A 12,464-nucleotide genomic window follows, 5' to 3' on the forward strand; every position below is an offset into this window, starting at 1 on the left:
CCCCCGGGTTTGGTTCGACCCGCGGCCGCCGGCCGCAGCGCCGGCTCGGAAGGGCCGCAAATCTCCACCTGAAAACAAGGTCCGGGCGGAAACGGCCGAATATCGGCCGATATAGGGGGTGTTTGAGAGAGTTGCCACTACTCCGGACGGACCGCGTACCGGCCCGTCCGGAGGGGACTACGCTACCTGAGGATCGCGGAGGCGGGGAGGCTCCGGCGACCGCGATCCTCCTCGCGCCAGCGAACGGTCGCGTTCGCGAACGCCTCACGGTCGCGACCGGACTCGAGCCAACGCTTCAAACCCTCACGGAGCTCCCAGCGAACACCACGGAGCGGATCACCGGGGCGGCGGCGGTCGCTGTCGATCTCACCCAGCCGGATCGCCTCGATCGCCTCGCCGCGGTTGTCCACGTCGACGCCGTGCTTCGCGCACCACGTCATCAGCGCGGAGGTGGCGTCAGACAGCCCACGCTCGGCCGAGAGGAGCGCCTGCCCGGCGGCTTCGGTAACGCTGCGGCTTGCCTCCCGGAACTGCTGAACGGCGTCGTGAACCATCTCCGCGACGTGTGGAGACCGGAGCGAAACGCTGCCGTACTCGCGCTCAACCATGTCGTCGATCCGCCGGAGCGCACGCCGGACCGATCCGACGTGGCGGCTGTGCTCCTCGGCGATGTCGGCCGGGCTCACTTTCCCGCCGTCCGTCACCAGCGTCCCGAGGGCTTCTTCTTCGACTTCGGACAGCCCGCCGTTGGCCATCAACTGCCGGATCACGATGCTCTCCTGCTCGTTCCGAATCCGGGTGAGGTTCAGCTTCGGCGGCTGCTCGCTCTCCTCGAGCTCGGTGAGGTCGGCGTCGAAGTACGCATCCTCGACGAACGGCCCACCGCCAGCGCCCGGGGTCATGGTCACGCCAGCATCCTCGAGCACGGCGCGGAGCGTCCGGTCGAGCTCGCGTTCAAGGTCCGCGAGTTCGTCGGGGGTGACACCGACCGACCCGTCCCATCGGCTCACCTGATAGCTCACGCCGAGCTTCGGGTGGCGGAGAGGGTCGTCTTTCGACCGCGACAGCGCCTCTCGGGCGTAGTAGTGCTTGATCTCGACGGGAACGGTGTGCTCGGGAAACGCCTCACGAACTCGCGAGGGGCCGAGCGTGACGGTGTGATAGTAGCCGGGGAGGTTCTCGCCGTGGTCGTTATCGTCGTTCTGAACGACCTTCCGGTACCCGGAACGGTCGTTCTCGAGGAGGTGGCCCATCTGGGCGATCGGGCCGTCCCGAGCGTGGATCGGACCGCTGGCGTCGCAGTGAACTCGAACGTACCGCTCGCCGTCGCGGACCGTACTCGAGTCGTGGGGGTCGCGGAAGTGGCCGGGATTCAGCCCCAGCGCGGTGGCCGCGCCGCGGAGGAGCGGCTGATACCGCTGTGCGTCGACGTTCGACCCGGAGAGCACGACGTTCACGCCCTCGCGAAACGGCACGTCCAGCTTCCGGCGGCTGCCGTCGGACTGCTCGACGCGCATACCGTCCCAGCGCGGGCGGATGTGGGCATTCAGCTTCTGCTCGCCCACCGGATCCTCCTCGCCGTGGCGCTGGATCGCGATCCGGTGCTCACGAACGCCGTCGAACTCCCACGCGGTCCCGGTCGGCAGTACGTCGCCGGGGTCGCAGATTCCGGACTCTTGGTAGTAGAGTTTCGCCGTCCACCGCTCGCCGCTGGCGGTGAACTCCGTGACCCGTGACCCGCCGGACTGATCGACGATCCGGGCAGCGCCGAAGTGTGCCTCGAGCGAGCCGGCGTAGTTGAGCTGTAGAGCGAACTCGTGCCACGCGGGTTCGGTCGACTTCACGCGAGCACCACCCCGACCACGTAGCTGTTGATCGAGACGACGGCCGCACCCCAAACCGCGAGCGTCGCGGGGACGACAGCGCGGAACTGCTCCGGCGAGCACGCCCACAGGAGGCCGACCAAGCCGAGTACGGTCGCTTTCAGCAGCAGCATCGCCGGCCACAGCCCAAGCGCGCCGATCGCCGCCAGCGCTACCGGGTTCGACTCGACGGCGCCGATATTGAGACCGACCGCGGTGGTCGCTACGTCGCCGAGCACGAACAGAGCGACCGCGGCCAGCCACGCCCACCGATCGCGACGGTCGACGCCGAGGGATCGGTGTAGTCCGGCGGTGTCTCGATCACTCGGCACGAGGACCACCTCCGGCTTCTTCGACGGCGGGAGCCAGCGACGTAAGCGACCACGGGAGCCGCGACATGGTGCCCTCGGTCCGGTCGACACTCAGCCAGCGATCGGCGAGCAGCGAGTCCACGACCGTCGCCGGCGCGATCGCGACGGCGAGCACGCGGCGAGCTGCCGCGGTCCCGTCGTCGTCGTAGACCGCGAGCGCGTAGTAGCCCCCGCGATCCAGTAGAACGCTGTGCTGGCCGTCGTCGCGACCCTTGAAGTTCCACCGTCCGGACCGACTCCGCGACCCGTCGGAGGTGCGCCGCTTGCACGCCTTGATCTCGAGGTGGCTGCCGTGCTCCACCAGAGGCACCCCGGCGAAGACGACCGAAAACGGCGCGTCGACGGTCGCGGGGGCGAGCAGCCCGGACACCTCGGCGTCGTGGTGGGCGTCGCCGTGAGTGACCGCCTCGAGCGGGAGCGCGTCGCAGATCAACCGCTCCACGTCGGTCCCGATCGCTTTCGCCGCGGCGAGTGGCGGCGAGTCGGTGGACATCTAGATCACCTCCTCGGCGTTCTTCGCTTCGCGGATCCCTGCCTCGAGCACCTCGGCGTCCGGCTCTTCGCCGTTGGCGGCGTCGTGGAGCTCGAGCCGAGCGGCGCGGACGAACACCACGGAGTCGGCGATCCCGTCGAGCCGGCTCACGGTGTTGTGCCACTCGACGGTCCCGCAGACCTTGCACGCCTGCTGGAACGATCCGATGTTTCGCGGGTCGTGGACGGGCTCGTTCTTGACGTGAACCTCACCGCACCCACAGCATACGGCGTCGACGGGAACACGAACCTTCGAGTAGCCGTCCGGGTCGATCGGCAGCGCGCCGCGGAAGAAGCTGCGGGCGCGGGCGAGAGCCGGCTGCTCGCTTTCGAGGCTCACCGGCCGCCACCTCCCGAAACACCGCCGTCAGTAGCCGCGACCCGCGGCCCGCGGTTCCGAAACTCCTGCTCGGCCGGGTCCGGGTAGTCGACGCTGACGCCCGCGGCGCTGCCCGCTTGGACCCGCGGGCGGCTGTCGCAGGAGAGGCAGCGGTGGGCGACGTTCTGCTCGTCGCCGAAGGTGCGCCGGAAGTCGGTACTGACGTGAGCGCCGCAGAATCGGCAGTCCGAATGGGACGCCTCGTATTCGAGAGGCGTCATAGCGACCCCCGTTCGGCCGCCGTCGGGCGGCACTTCCGCTGTGCCCCATGGAACGTCTCGGAAAAGTGATGGGACCGCCGAGATTCGAACTCAGGTCCTACCGACCCCATCGGCAGAGGATACCACTACCCTACGGTCCCGCACGTAGAGACAGCGCCGTCCGGCAGTTAAGCACTTCGCTTCGTTCCCTCCGCCGCGGGAACCCTACTCCGCGTCCCGCGGCGCCACCAGCGCGCCGTCGTCCCGAACCGCCATACTGAGCACCGCGTCGCCCTCGTAGGCCGCCAGCCCCTCTTTGCGACCGAGCACGTAGCCGTCGTGCTCGGCCTCGACCGTGTCCAGTTGTTCGCCGGCCGCGCTCACCACGTCCGCGACGACCTCGCCCGCCTCGACGGCGTCGCCGGCCTCGACACGGTGGCGCAGGAGCCCGGCCGTCTCCATCCGGGGGCCGCGGAACCGCCGCACCGGGAAGTCGACGGGCGCCTCGTACACCCCGGGCTCCCCGACCGCCTCCGGCCACGCCTCGAGCATCCCGAGTTCGTCCATCACGCCGTAGGCGGCGGCGACGCCCGCCGCCCGGGCCGACTCGGTGACGACGCTGTGCCCGCCGAGCTCGGTCGTGAACGCCGGGATGCCGGCGCCGTTACAGACCGCGCCGGCTGTCGAGCGCTGGAGCCCCTTGTCGACGTACTCTTCGGCGGGGTACTCCGTCACCACCGGCAGCCCCGTCGCCTCAACGAGCGCTTCGAGCTCGTCCGCCAGCGCCTCGGCTTCGGCCTCAGTCCGGCGCTCACCGAACAGCACGCGGTCCCGGATCACGAACGGCTGGGAGTTCACGCTCGCAGTGTGGTTGTCGATCAGCGCGTCCGCGGAGCCGACGATCGTGTCGTAGAGGCGCTCGTCGATCCGTTCCTGCACCTCCGGTGGCGTCGAGGACTCGCTCTCGGGGTCGGGGAACTTCCGGTTCGGGTCGTCGTCGCCGTAGTAGGAGGTCCGTGCGTTCCGGCGCAGCCCCGCGGGGTTGATCACCGGGACGGCGACGACCGCGCCCGAGATGCGCTGGGGCAGGTCCTCGCGCATGGTGTCCTGCGTGACCGCGACGCCGGTGGCCTCGTCGCCGTGGACGCCGCCGGTGATCCACAGCGTCGGCCCCTCTTCTGCTCCGTTCGCGACGATCACGGGCAGTCGCTCGGGGACTCCGGTCGGGAGGTCGGTGAGTTCGAGGTGGCCGCGTGCCAGTTCGCCGGGCGCCGCGCTCGCGGTGCCGATGTCCATGCCCGGCGTCCGGCGCGCGCGAGCAAGAAGCTACGGTCCGGGCCGGGAGCTTGCCGGGACTCTCAGACCAGCACGCGTTCGAGCGACACCACTTCCCCCGACTCGGCCGCGGGGTCGCCGACCAGCTTTCCGAGACAGACCGCGCTGCCGTCGGGCGTGTAGCACGCGAGCAGGTCGTCGTCGCCGGGGTCGAGGGCGGCCGCGGCGTCGTCGGTCCCGACGACGCCCGGCGCGTAGACGGGCGCGCCGTCGGCGACCGAGGTGGCCGCGCTGCGGGCGATCGTGATCGCGGGCAGGTGTTCCATCGCGCGCTCGGCGGGAGAGACAACCTCACGGAGGAACGCTTCGTGATCGTCTTCGCGCGCCCACGCGAGCCCGTCCGCGAGGTCGTGGAGCGTCCGGAGGTCGGTGTCGTCGAACGGGCCGGTCGCGGTGCGGCGGAGGTCGCCCATGTGTCCGCCGGTGCCCAGTGCCAGTCCGAGGTCGTGACAGAGCTTCCGGATGTACGTGCCGCTCTCACAGCGAACCCGGAGGAGCGCCTGTCGGTCGTCCAGCTCCAGCAGGTCGAGCTCGTAGATCTCTCGGGATCGCAGCCGGCGAGCGACCGCACTCTTTCGGGGCGGCTTCTGGTAGATCTCGGTCTCGAACTCCGCGAGGGTAGCCTCGATGTCCGTCGGCGGGAGCCCGTGGAGTTCGAGGACCGCGATGTACTCCTTCCCGCCTTCGAGGAACACGGGTGCGAGCCGGGTCGCGTCGCCGAGCATCGTCGGCAGACAGCCCGTCACTTTCGGGTCGAGCGTGCCCGCGTGGGCCGCCCGGTCGACGCCCGCGAGGTCCCGGACCCACGCCGCCACCTGGTGGGCCGAGGGGCCGGCGGGCTTGTCGAGGTTGACGACGCCGAAGGAGAGCAGGTCCTCGACGGCGCGCTCGCCCGGCGGATCGCGGAGCGGGTCGGTCACAGTCAGAACTCGTAGCGGACGCCCTCGACGGGCTCTTTCCCCTCGTCCTGTTCGGGGTCGTAGCGCTCGATCGCGGCGGTGAGCATGTCGGGGACGACCGCCTCCCCCCAGCGCGCGGTGTTGATCGCGGCGTCGTAGATCGAGAGGTCGTGGATGTCGATGTCGTAGAGGTCGGCGTAGCGCTTGGCCTCACTCCGCTCGCGGCGCTCGGTCGTCGCGCGGGCCTCGGCGACGGTCTTGTCCTCGCGGTCGGCGATGCGCTCGGCGCGGACGGAAAGCGGGGCGTCGAGCCAGAACCGCAGATCCGCGTGTTCGGCCGCGAGCCAGCCCGCGAGCCGAGACTCGAGCAGCACGTCGTCCCGGGAGGCGGCGATGGTGCGCAGCCGCCGGTCGAGATCCTTGTCGATCTGCTCCTCCTCCTCAGCGAGCTCGTTGAACTCGACGGTGGTGTGGCCCCGCTCGTCGGCGAGCTGGCGGAAGATGTCGCCGCCGGAGATGTGTTCGAGGTCGAAGCGCTCGGCGAGGAGTTCGGCGTTCGTGCTCTTCCCGCTGCCCGGCGGGCCGGAGACGGTGAGTAACATAGCGCTACTCGCGCGTAGAGGGGCAAAATCGTTGCCGTTCGCGCTCGTCGTCGTGGGAGGCAGTCACGCGCCGTCAGCGCTTTCCGCCGCGCCGCCGACCGGCGAGTATGGAGGTTCCCGACTCCGTCTCGACCGCCCTCGCCGACCGCGATATCGCCGGGAAGCGCTGCCTCGAAGCCGGTGCGGGCGTCGGCAACGCGACCGCCGGGCTGCTCGACGCCGGCGCCGCGCACGTCTCCGCGATCACGGACCGCGCGGACCACGCCGACGGCGTCCGCGAGCGGTTCGCGGGCGACGACTGCGTGGAACTGATCGAGGCTGACCTGCGGGAGATCCCGCTTCCGGACGATGCCGTCGACGTGATCACCTGCCACGCGCTGTTCAACGTCCTCGCGAACGACGCCGCGGCGCCGATCGCCGCCGAACTCACTCGCGTCGCCGCGCCGGGCGCGACGCTGGTCGTCGACGACTACGACCCGATGCCGCCCGAATCCCCGGTCCGACAGCTGTTCGCCGTCGAGAACGCCGCGGCCGAGCTGGCGAACGCCCGCGCGGCGCTGACGTTCTACCCCGCGGACGGCTTGCGTCGGCTGTTCGGCGGGCACGGCTGGACGCACGACCGCACGCGGGCGATCCTCGAACCGGTGCCGTGGACCGAGGGCCACCTCACGGCGCACACCGCGGAGGTCCGCGGACACGCCGAGTCGCTGCCCGAGTCGCTCGGCCAGCAGTTGATCACCGAGGCCGAACGGTTGGCGAAGACCACGGGTAGCAGCGACGAGGGACGGATGTACAGCGTCGCGATGGCGCTGCCCGAGTCGCTCGCCGGCGAAACGCCGACATCGCTCCGGGAAGGATTTCGCGTGTGACTCCCGCCACCCGACGGGCACTCGGTACCGCACCCGTGCTGTTCGGCGTCGCCGAGGCGGCGACGATGCTTCTGGGCCGGTCGATCCTGTGGCGGATCGTCTGCGGGAGAGGCCCAGCAAGCGCGGTTTCGGACTGTCTCGTTCCGGGCGTGGTTCGGGGCGCGGCCCTGCTCGCCGCAGTCGGCGGTGTCGCGCTCCTCACACTCGACTCGTGACGCGTGTGGGCCCCTTTTTCACCACGGGCGCGTAATCCCCGCCAATGAGTACCGACCGGAAGCAGTCCGGCTTCAAGCAGCGAACCCGGGTCGACGACGCGCTCGCCGCGCTCAGAGACGCCCTCGACCCCCACGGCCGTGCGGAGGAGGTCCCGCTCGCCGAGGCCGACGGACGCACGCTCGCGGCGACGATGGCCGCGCCCGCGAGCGTCCCCTCGGCGCCGGAGGCGGCGATGGACGGCTACGCGGTCCGGGCCGGCGACACGTTCGGCGCCTCGGACCGCTCGCCCGAGGTCCTGCGCGAAGTCGACGAGGAACCGACAGAAGGCACCGTGGGACCCGGCGAAGCCATCCGGGTCCACACCGGAAGCGCGCTCCCGGCGGGCGCCGACGCCGTGGTGATGATCGAGCAGGTCGAACCGATCGCCGACGAGGTCGAAATGTTCGACGCCGTCGCCGAGGGGGAGAACGTCGCCGCCGCCGGCGAGGACGTCGAGGAAGGCCAGCACCTCTACGACCCCGGTCACGTCCTGCGGCCCTCGGATCTGGGGTTGCTGAAGTCCGTCGGCGTCACCGAGGTCCCGGTGTTCGAGAAGCCCGAAGTGACGGTGATCCCGACCGGCGACGAGCTCGTCCAAGCCGACCCGGGCCCGGGCGAGACGATCGAGACGAACGGGCTCACTGTCGCGCGGTTCGTCGAGCGCTGGGGGGGCAACGCCACCGAACTCGACGTCGTCGAAGACGACGAGGAGGCGCTGAAGGCGGCGATCCGCTCGGGACTCGACGGCGAGCTCGTCGTCACCTCCGGGGGCTCCTCCGTGGGTGAACGCGACCTGCTGCCCGAGGTGCTGGAGGAGCTCGGCGAGATCGTCGTCCACGGCGTCGCGCTCAAGCCCGGCCACCCGTTCGGTTTCGCGGTCTGTGAGGGAACGCCCGTGCTGATGCTGCCGGGCTACCCCGTCGCGACGATCGTCAACGCCGTGCAGTTCCTGCACCCCGCGATCAAGCGCGCGATGGACGCCCCGCTGTCGCCCCATCCGACGACCGAGGCGCGCCTGGAGCGGAAGATCGCGAGCGAGCCCGGCGTGCGAACGTTCGCGCGCGTTCGACTGGAGGAGCGCCCGGACGAACCCCTGCCGGCCGCCGTCCCGACTCGGGTGTCGGGCTCGGGCGTGCTGTCGAGCGTCGCGCTCGCCGACGGCTGGGTCGTCGTCGACGAGGCCGCGGAGGGGATCGACGCCGGCGAGACCGTCGCCGTCCAGAACTGGGAGGCCCGCCAATGAGCGACCGCAAGCAGTTCCGCGACCTCACCGAGCCGGCGAAGGCCCACGAGGCCATCGCGTCGCTGGATATCGAGCCCGAGACAGAGACCGTCCCGCTCGCGGAAGCCAGGGGACGAACCCTCGCCGAACGCGTCGACGCCGACCTCGACGTGCCGGGGTTCGACCGGGCGTCGATGGACGGCTACGCGGTCCGGGCGAGCGATACGTTCGGCGCCGACGAGGCCGATCCCGCGACGCTCGATCTGACGGGGACAGTCCACGCCGGCAGCGAGCCGGACGTCGCCGTCGACGCCGGCGAGGCCGTCGAGATCTCGACCGGGGCGGTGCTGCCCGACGGCGCCGACGCGGTGGTGATGGTCGAGCGAACCGACGAGATCGGGACTGAGACCGTCGAGATCCGCACCTCGGTCGCGCCCGGGGACAACGTGATGCCCGCCGGCGCCGACATCGCCGCCGGCCAGCGCGCGCTCGGCCCCGGCACCGAACTCACGCCCCGCGAGATCGGCCTGCTCTCGGCGCTCGGCCGGGACGAGATCGAGGTCCGCGGAAAGCCGACCGTCGGCATCGTCTCGACCGGCGACGAGTTGGTCCGGCCCGGCGAGTCGCTGAACAGCGACGCCGGCCAGATCTACGACGTGAACAGCTACACGATCGCCGCCGGCGTCGAGGAGGCCGGCGGCGAGGCGGCGCTCTACCCCCACGCCGGCGACGACATGAACGCGATGGAGGACGCGCTGACGACCGCCGCCGAAGAGTGCGATCTGGTGCTCTCCTCGGGCTCGACCTCCGCCTCCGCGGTCGACGTGATCTACCGTGTGATCGAGGAACGCGGCGATCTCCTGCTCCACGGCGTCTCGGTCAAGCCCGGGAAGCCGATGCTCGTCGGCCGGCTCGCGGACAGCGCCTACGTCGGGCTGCCGGGCTACCCCGTCTCGGCGCTCACCATCTTCCGGACGTTCGTGGCGCCCGCGATCCGGCGGGCAGCCGGCGTCCCCGAGCCCAGAACGGCGACCGTCGACGGGACCCTCGCCGCGGAGGAACGCTACAGCGAGGGCCGCACACGGCTGATGCCCGTGGGCCTCGTCGAAAACGAGGCCGGCGAGACGCTGGTCTACCCCGTCGACAAGGGGTCGGGCGCGACCACCAGCCTCGTCGAGGCCGACGGGGTGGTCGAGGTCGACGCCGACACCGAGTACCTCGCCGCGGGCGAGGACGTGACGGTGACGCTGTTCTCCCCGAACGTGCGCACCCCGTCGGTGCTCGCGTTCGGCGAGGACGACCCCGCGTTCTCCCGGCTGCTCGACCGGCTGGGGTCGAGCCGGTTCCTCCCCGTCGGCTCTCGTGAGGGGCTGCGCCGCCTGCGTGACGGGCTGCCCGACGCCGCCGTCGTCGCCGGGCCGATCCGCCGGGAGGTGGAGTCGGTCGAACTCGGCGCGTGGGAGCGTGAGTGGGGGCTGATCGTGCCCGAGGGCAACCCCGACGGCGTCGAGGGGTTCGGAACGCTAGTCGACGGCGACCTGCGGCTCGTCAACCTCGACACGGCGACGGGACTCAGAGCGAGCGCCGACGCCGAACTGGAGCGACTCGCGGCCGCGCGGGACGCCGACGCCGCGGATCTCCAGTCGGCCATCGACGGCTACGGGTTCACGCTCAAGGCCCACGAGAGTCCCGCACGGCGCGTGCTCGCAGGGAAAGCCGACGCCGGGTTGGGGCTGCGTGCGACCGCCGAGAAGCTGGGGCTGGGGTTCGTCCCGGTCGATAGCCAGACAGTCCGGGTCCGGGCCAACCCCGAGCGCGTCGAAAAGCAGGGCGTACAGGACCTCGAGGCGGTGCTGTCGGGGGTCGACGGGGTGCTCGCGGCGCTGCCGGGGTTCGAACCCGCGGAGTAACGCCGTGACGTTGCTCGACCTGCTGCTCGTCGGCCTGTTCGTCGTCATCGCCGCGGCGGTCGGTCGGGAGGCGTCGCGGTTGGGGTGGAGTCCACGGTACGTGCTCGGCTCTATGCTGGTGCTCGCCGGGCTCGCGGGGACGTTCTTCCTCGACGATCTGCTGGCCGAGCCGCTGCCGGCGTGGAGCGAGTTCGTCTTCGCGGGCGCGCTGCTGGTCGGCTTCGTGCTCCAGTGGTCCGGGCGAGAGCCGGACAGCGAGCCGTGAGGGAAAGAGCTTCGACGGCGCCGACGCTGGCTCGGGTATGACCGAAACTACGCCGGCACACGTTCTCGCGCTCGGTGACTCCTACACGATCGGGACCGGCGTCGATCCGGACGAACGCTGGGTGTCGAAGCTCGCGGACCGGCTCCGGGAGGACGGCGAGTCAGTCGCCGACCCCGTCGTGATCGCCGAGAACGGCTGGACCACCGACGATCTGGACGGCGCGATCAGTGAGCACGATCCTGACGGCCCGTTCGACCTCGTGACGCTCCTGATCGGCGCCAACAACTGCTTCCAGGCGGAGCCGCCGGCGACGTTCGAGCCGAAGTTCCGGGCGATGCTCGACCGGGCACTGGGGTTCGCGCCGGATGCGGAGTCGGTCGTCGTGCTCACGGTGCCGGACTACACGCTCACCCCGGTCGGGCAAGAAAACGACCCTGCCGAGCACGCCGAGCGACTGGTTCGGTACAACGAGATCGTCCGCGAGGCGGCGCGTGCGGCGGGGACGCGGCTGGTCGACGTGGTGCCACCGTCGAAGCGCGTGGCCGACGACGGGTCGCTCGTTGCCGGCGACGATCTCCACCCCGCGCCCGCACAGCACGACCTGTGGCTGGAGCGAATCTATCCGACCGTCGGGGCGGCGCTCGATTAGTTGCCGAGGACGCGTTCGTCGAGTTCGGTGAACCGCTCGACGCGGTGGTCCGCGAGCACGCACTGGCCGCGGCGCTCGGGGCCGTGGCGTTCGACGTGGACCGCGTCGAGGCCGGCGTTCCACGCGGCGCCGACGTCGCTCGGGCCGTCGCCGGCCAGTACGCCCGCGCCGTCGGCGTGGTCCACGCCGAGACGGGTCATCGTGTGGTGGACCGGTTCGGGGTCGGGCTTCCAGCCCAGATCGTCCGAGCAGGTGACGAACGCATCGAACCGCGAGCGCAGGTCGAGCTGGTCGACGACCTCGTTCGCGAGGAACGGCGCGCAGTGGGTGACGACGCCGACCGGGACGCCGGCGGCGTCGAGCTCGTCGAGCAGCGCCGCGGCGTCGTCGTGGACGTACGTCGCCTCGGCGCGGGCGCCGGGATCCTCGGCCTCGTGTAGCGCGGGCCAGAACGTCCCCGGATCGAGCCCCAGCGACTGGAGCTTCTCGCTTCGGGGGCCGCCGAGGCCGTGCCAGAGCGTCTCGATCTCGCTGTCGGTGAACGCCCGGCCCAGCCGGTCGCCGACCGCCTCGAACACTTCGTGGCGGTAGTCGGGCTCCACGTCGACGATCGTCCCGTCGAGGTCGAGGAGCCAGAAGTCGTACGCCATGGGGAGAGAGCTAGCGGGTACGGGGGTAAGTGCTTTTCTCCCTGCTCAAACCGCCTCGGCGTCGACGACGTGTACCGACGAGCCGAGATACTGATGCAACACTTCGTCGACGCTCTCGGCGTTGAACCGCGAGAGATCGCGTTCGATCTCCGCCCGCAGCGCGTCGAGGTACGCCTCGTCGGCCCGGAGCTCCGCGAACGACAGCGACACCACCTCCACGTCGAGCCAGTCGCTCACGCTCTCGCGCAGCGGCGCTTCGTCGCCGATCTCGCCGTGCCAGAGCCGGTCGCGGAAGAACAGCCAGTCGATCCGCTCCGGGCCGGGTTCGACGCCTGGCGCGGGCGCGAACAGGCGCAGCGTCGTCTCGAAGCGGGTCGGGTCGACCGCGACGCCCTCCGTCGGGAGGCGGAACGCCGCGTCGAAGGTGTATGCCGCCTTCATCGTCCCGTCGAGCGTCGCCCGGCC

The 12,464-nt window shown here is 70.9% G+C and carries 16 protein-coding genes and 1 tRNA gene; 6 read left to right on the forward strand and 11 right to left on the reverse strand.

What is annotated here, in order from left to right; translation table 11 throughout:
* Window positions 1-182 precede the first annotated feature (182 nt).
* From BN1959_RS00090 to cmk, 9 genes are all read right to left on the reverse strand, one after another.
* Window positions 183-1,844 carry a DUF7845 domain-containing protein gene (locus tag BN1959_RS00090; RefSeq protein ID WP_053946702.1) on the reverse strand — a complete coding sequence of 554 codons (1,662 nt, stop codon included), beginning with the start codon at window positions 1,842-1,844 and terminating at the stop codon, window positions 183-185.
* Window positions 1,841-2,194 (reverse strand): hypothetical protein, encoded by a 354-nt coding sequence (locus BN1959_RS00095; RefSeq protein WP_079978715.1) that lies wholly within the window; start codon window positions 2,192-2,194, stop codon window positions 1,841-1,843. Before BN1959_RS00095 ends, BN1959_RS00090 begins: the two co-directional genes overlap by 4 nt.
* Window positions 2,184-2,726 (reverse strand): hypothetical protein, encoded by a 543-nt coding sequence (locus BN1959_RS00100; RefSeq protein ID WP_053946704.1) that lies wholly within the window; start codon window positions 2,724-2,726, stop codon window positions 2,184-2,186. Before BN1959_RS00100 ends, BN1959_RS00095 begins: the two co-directional genes overlap by 11 nt.
* On the reverse strand, window positions 2,727-3,104 hold the full coding sequence (locus BN1959_RS00105) for a hypothetical protein (protein ID WP_053946705.1): 378 nt from the start codon (window positions 3,102-3,104) through the stop codon (window positions 2,727-2,729).
* On the reverse strand, window positions 3,101-3,364 hold the full coding sequence (locus tag BN1959_RS00110; RefSeq protein ID WP_053949283.1) for a DUF7563 family protein: 264 nt from the start codon (window positions 3,362-3,364) through the stop codon (window positions 3,101-3,103). The genes BN1959_RS00105 and BN1959_RS00110 overlap by 4 nt, the downstream gene beginning before the upstream one ends.
* Before the next feature lie 69 nt (window positions 3,365-3,433).
* A tRNA-Pro gene (locus tag BN1959_RS00115) sits at window positions 3,434-3,504 on the reverse strand.
* Window positions 3,505-3,568: 64 nt separating this feature from the next.
* Window positions 3,569-4,639, reverse strand: a complete 1,071-nt coding sequence (locus tag BN1959_RS00120; protein WP_053946706.1) for a succinylglutamate desuccinylase/aspartoacylase family protein — start codon at window positions 4,637-4,639, stop codon at window positions 3,569-3,571.
* A gap of 62 nt (window positions 4,640-4,701) precedes the next feature.
* The gene (locus BN1959_RS00125) at window positions 4,702-5,598 is read right to left on the reverse strand and encodes an RNA-guided pseudouridylation complex pseudouridine synthase subunit Cbf5 (RefSeq protein WP_053946707.1); all 897 of its coding nucleotides are present in this window, start codon (window positions 5,596-5,598) and stop codon (window positions 4,702-4,704) included.
* A gap of 2 nt (window positions 5,599-5,600) precedes the next feature.
* Window positions 5,601-6,179: a (d)CMP kinase gene (cmk, locus tag BN1959_RS00130; protein ID WP_053946708.1), complete on the reverse strand. Its 579-nt coding sequence runs from the start codon at window positions 6,177-6,179 to the stop codon at window positions 5,601-5,603.
* A gap of 107 nt (window positions 6,180-6,286) precedes the next feature.
* Here cmk and BN1959_RS00135 point away from each other — a divergent pair, with 107 nt between their 5' ends.
* Genes BN1959_RS00135 through BN1959_RS00160 form a run of 6 tightly spaced genes read left to right on the forward strand, consistent with a single transcriptional unit; the run spans window position 6,287 to window position 11,349 of the window.
* Entirely contained in the window at window positions 6,287-7,048 is a 762-nt protein-coding gene (locus BN1959_RS00135; protein ID WP_053946709.1) for a class I SAM-dependent methyltransferase, read from the forward strand.
* On the forward strand, window positions 7,045-7,263 hold the full coding sequence (locus tag BN1959_RS00140; protein ID WP_053946710.1) for a hypothetical protein: 219 nt from the start codon (window positions 7,045-7,047) through the stop codon (window positions 7,261-7,263). The genes BN1959_RS00135 and BN1959_RS00140 overlap by 4 nt, the downstream gene beginning before the upstream one ends.
* Window positions 7,264-7,307: 44 nt before the next feature.
* Window positions 7,308-8,546: a molybdopterin molybdotransferase MoeA gene (locus BN1959_RS00145; protein ID WP_053946711.1), complete on the forward strand. Its 1,239-nt coding sequence runs from the start codon at window positions 7,308-7,310 to the stop codon at window positions 8,544-8,546.
* Window positions 8,543-10,435, forward strand: a complete 1,893-nt coding sequence (locus BN1959_RS00150; protein WP_053946712.1) for a molybdopterin biosynthesis protein — start codon at window positions 8,543-8,545, stop codon at window positions 10,433-10,435. Before BN1959_RS00145 ends, BN1959_RS00150 begins: the two co-directional genes overlap by 4 nt.
* 4 nt (window positions 10,436-10,439) lie before the next feature.
* A complete protein-coding gene (locus tag BN1959_RS00155; RefSeq protein ID WP_053946713.1) occupies window positions 10,440-10,700 on the forward strand; it encodes a hypothetical protein in 261 nt (86 codons plus the stop codon).
* 37 nt (window positions 10,701-10,737) lie between these two features.
* The gene (locus BN1959_RS00160; protein WP_053946714.1) at window positions 10,738-11,349 is read left to right on the forward strand and encodes an SGNH/GDSL hydrolase family protein; all 612 of its coding nucleotides are present in this window, start codon (window positions 10,738-10,740) and stop codon (window positions 11,347-11,349) included.
* Here the strand turns inward: BN1959_RS00160 and BN1959_RS00165 are convergent.
* The gene (locus BN1959_RS00165) at window positions 11,346-11,999 is read right to left on the reverse strand and encodes an HAD family hydrolase (RefSeq protein WP_053946715.1); all 654 of its coding nucleotides are present in this window, start codon (window positions 11,997-11,999) and stop codon (window positions 11,346-11,348) included. The genes BN1959_RS00160 and BN1959_RS00165 overlap by 4 nt on opposite strands.
* 45 nt (window positions 12,000-12,044) lie before the next feature.
* Window positions 12,045-12,440, reverse strand: coding sequence for an LWR-salt protein (gene lwrS / locus BN1959_RS00170; RefSeq protein WP_053946716.1), 396 nt, complete (start codon window positions 12,438-12,440; stop codon window positions 12,045-12,047).
* Window positions 12,441-12,464: the final 24 nt, after the last annotated feature.

Origin of the sequence: Halolamina sediminis (assembly GCF_001282785.1) — an archaeon.
GTDB classification, from domain to species: domain Archaea; phylum Halobacteriota; class Halobacteria; order Halobacteriales; family Haloferacaceae; genus Halolamina; species Halolamina sediminis.

Coding starts and splice junctions, on each gene's coding strand:
- BN1959_RS00100 (WP_053946704.1), bottom strand. CDS start 2,726: ATGTCCACCGACTCGCCGCCACTCGCCGCGGCGAAAGCGATCGGGACC.
- BN1959_RS00110 (WP_053949283.1), bottom strand. CDS start 3,364: ATGACGCCTCTCGAATACGAGGCGTCCCATTCGGACTGCCGATTCTGC.
- BN1959_RS00120 (WP_053946706.1), bottom strand. CDS start 4,639: ATGGACATCGGCACCGCGAGCGCGGCGCCCGGCGAACTGGCACGCGGC.
- cmk (WP_053946708.1), bottom strand. CDS start 6,179: ATGTTACTCACCGTCTCCGGCCCGCCGGGCAGCGGGAAGAGCACGAAC.
- BN1959_RS00135 (WP_053946709.1), top strand. CDS start 6,287: ATGGAGGTTCCCGACTCCGTCTCGACCGCCCTCGCCGACCGCGATATC.
- BN1959_RS00145 (WP_053946711.1), top strand. CDS start 7,308: ATGAGTACCGACCGGAAGCAGTCCGGCTTCAAGCAGCGAACCCGGGTC.
- BN1959_RS00150 (WP_053946712.1), top strand. CDS start 8,543: ATGAGCGACCGCAAGCAGTTCCGCGACCTCACCGAGCCGGCGAAGGCC.
- BN1959_RS00160 (WP_053946714.1), top strand. CDS start 10,738: ATGACCGAAACTACGCCGGCACACGTTCTCGCGCTCGGTGACTCCTAC.
- BN1959_RS00165 (WP_053946715.1), bottom strand. CDS start 11,999: ATGGCGTACGACTTCTGGCTCCTCGACCTCGACGGGACGATCGTCGAC.
- lwrS (WP_053946716.1), bottom strand. CDS start 12,440: ATGAAGGCGGCATACACCTTCGACGCGGCGTTCCGCCTCCCGACGGAG.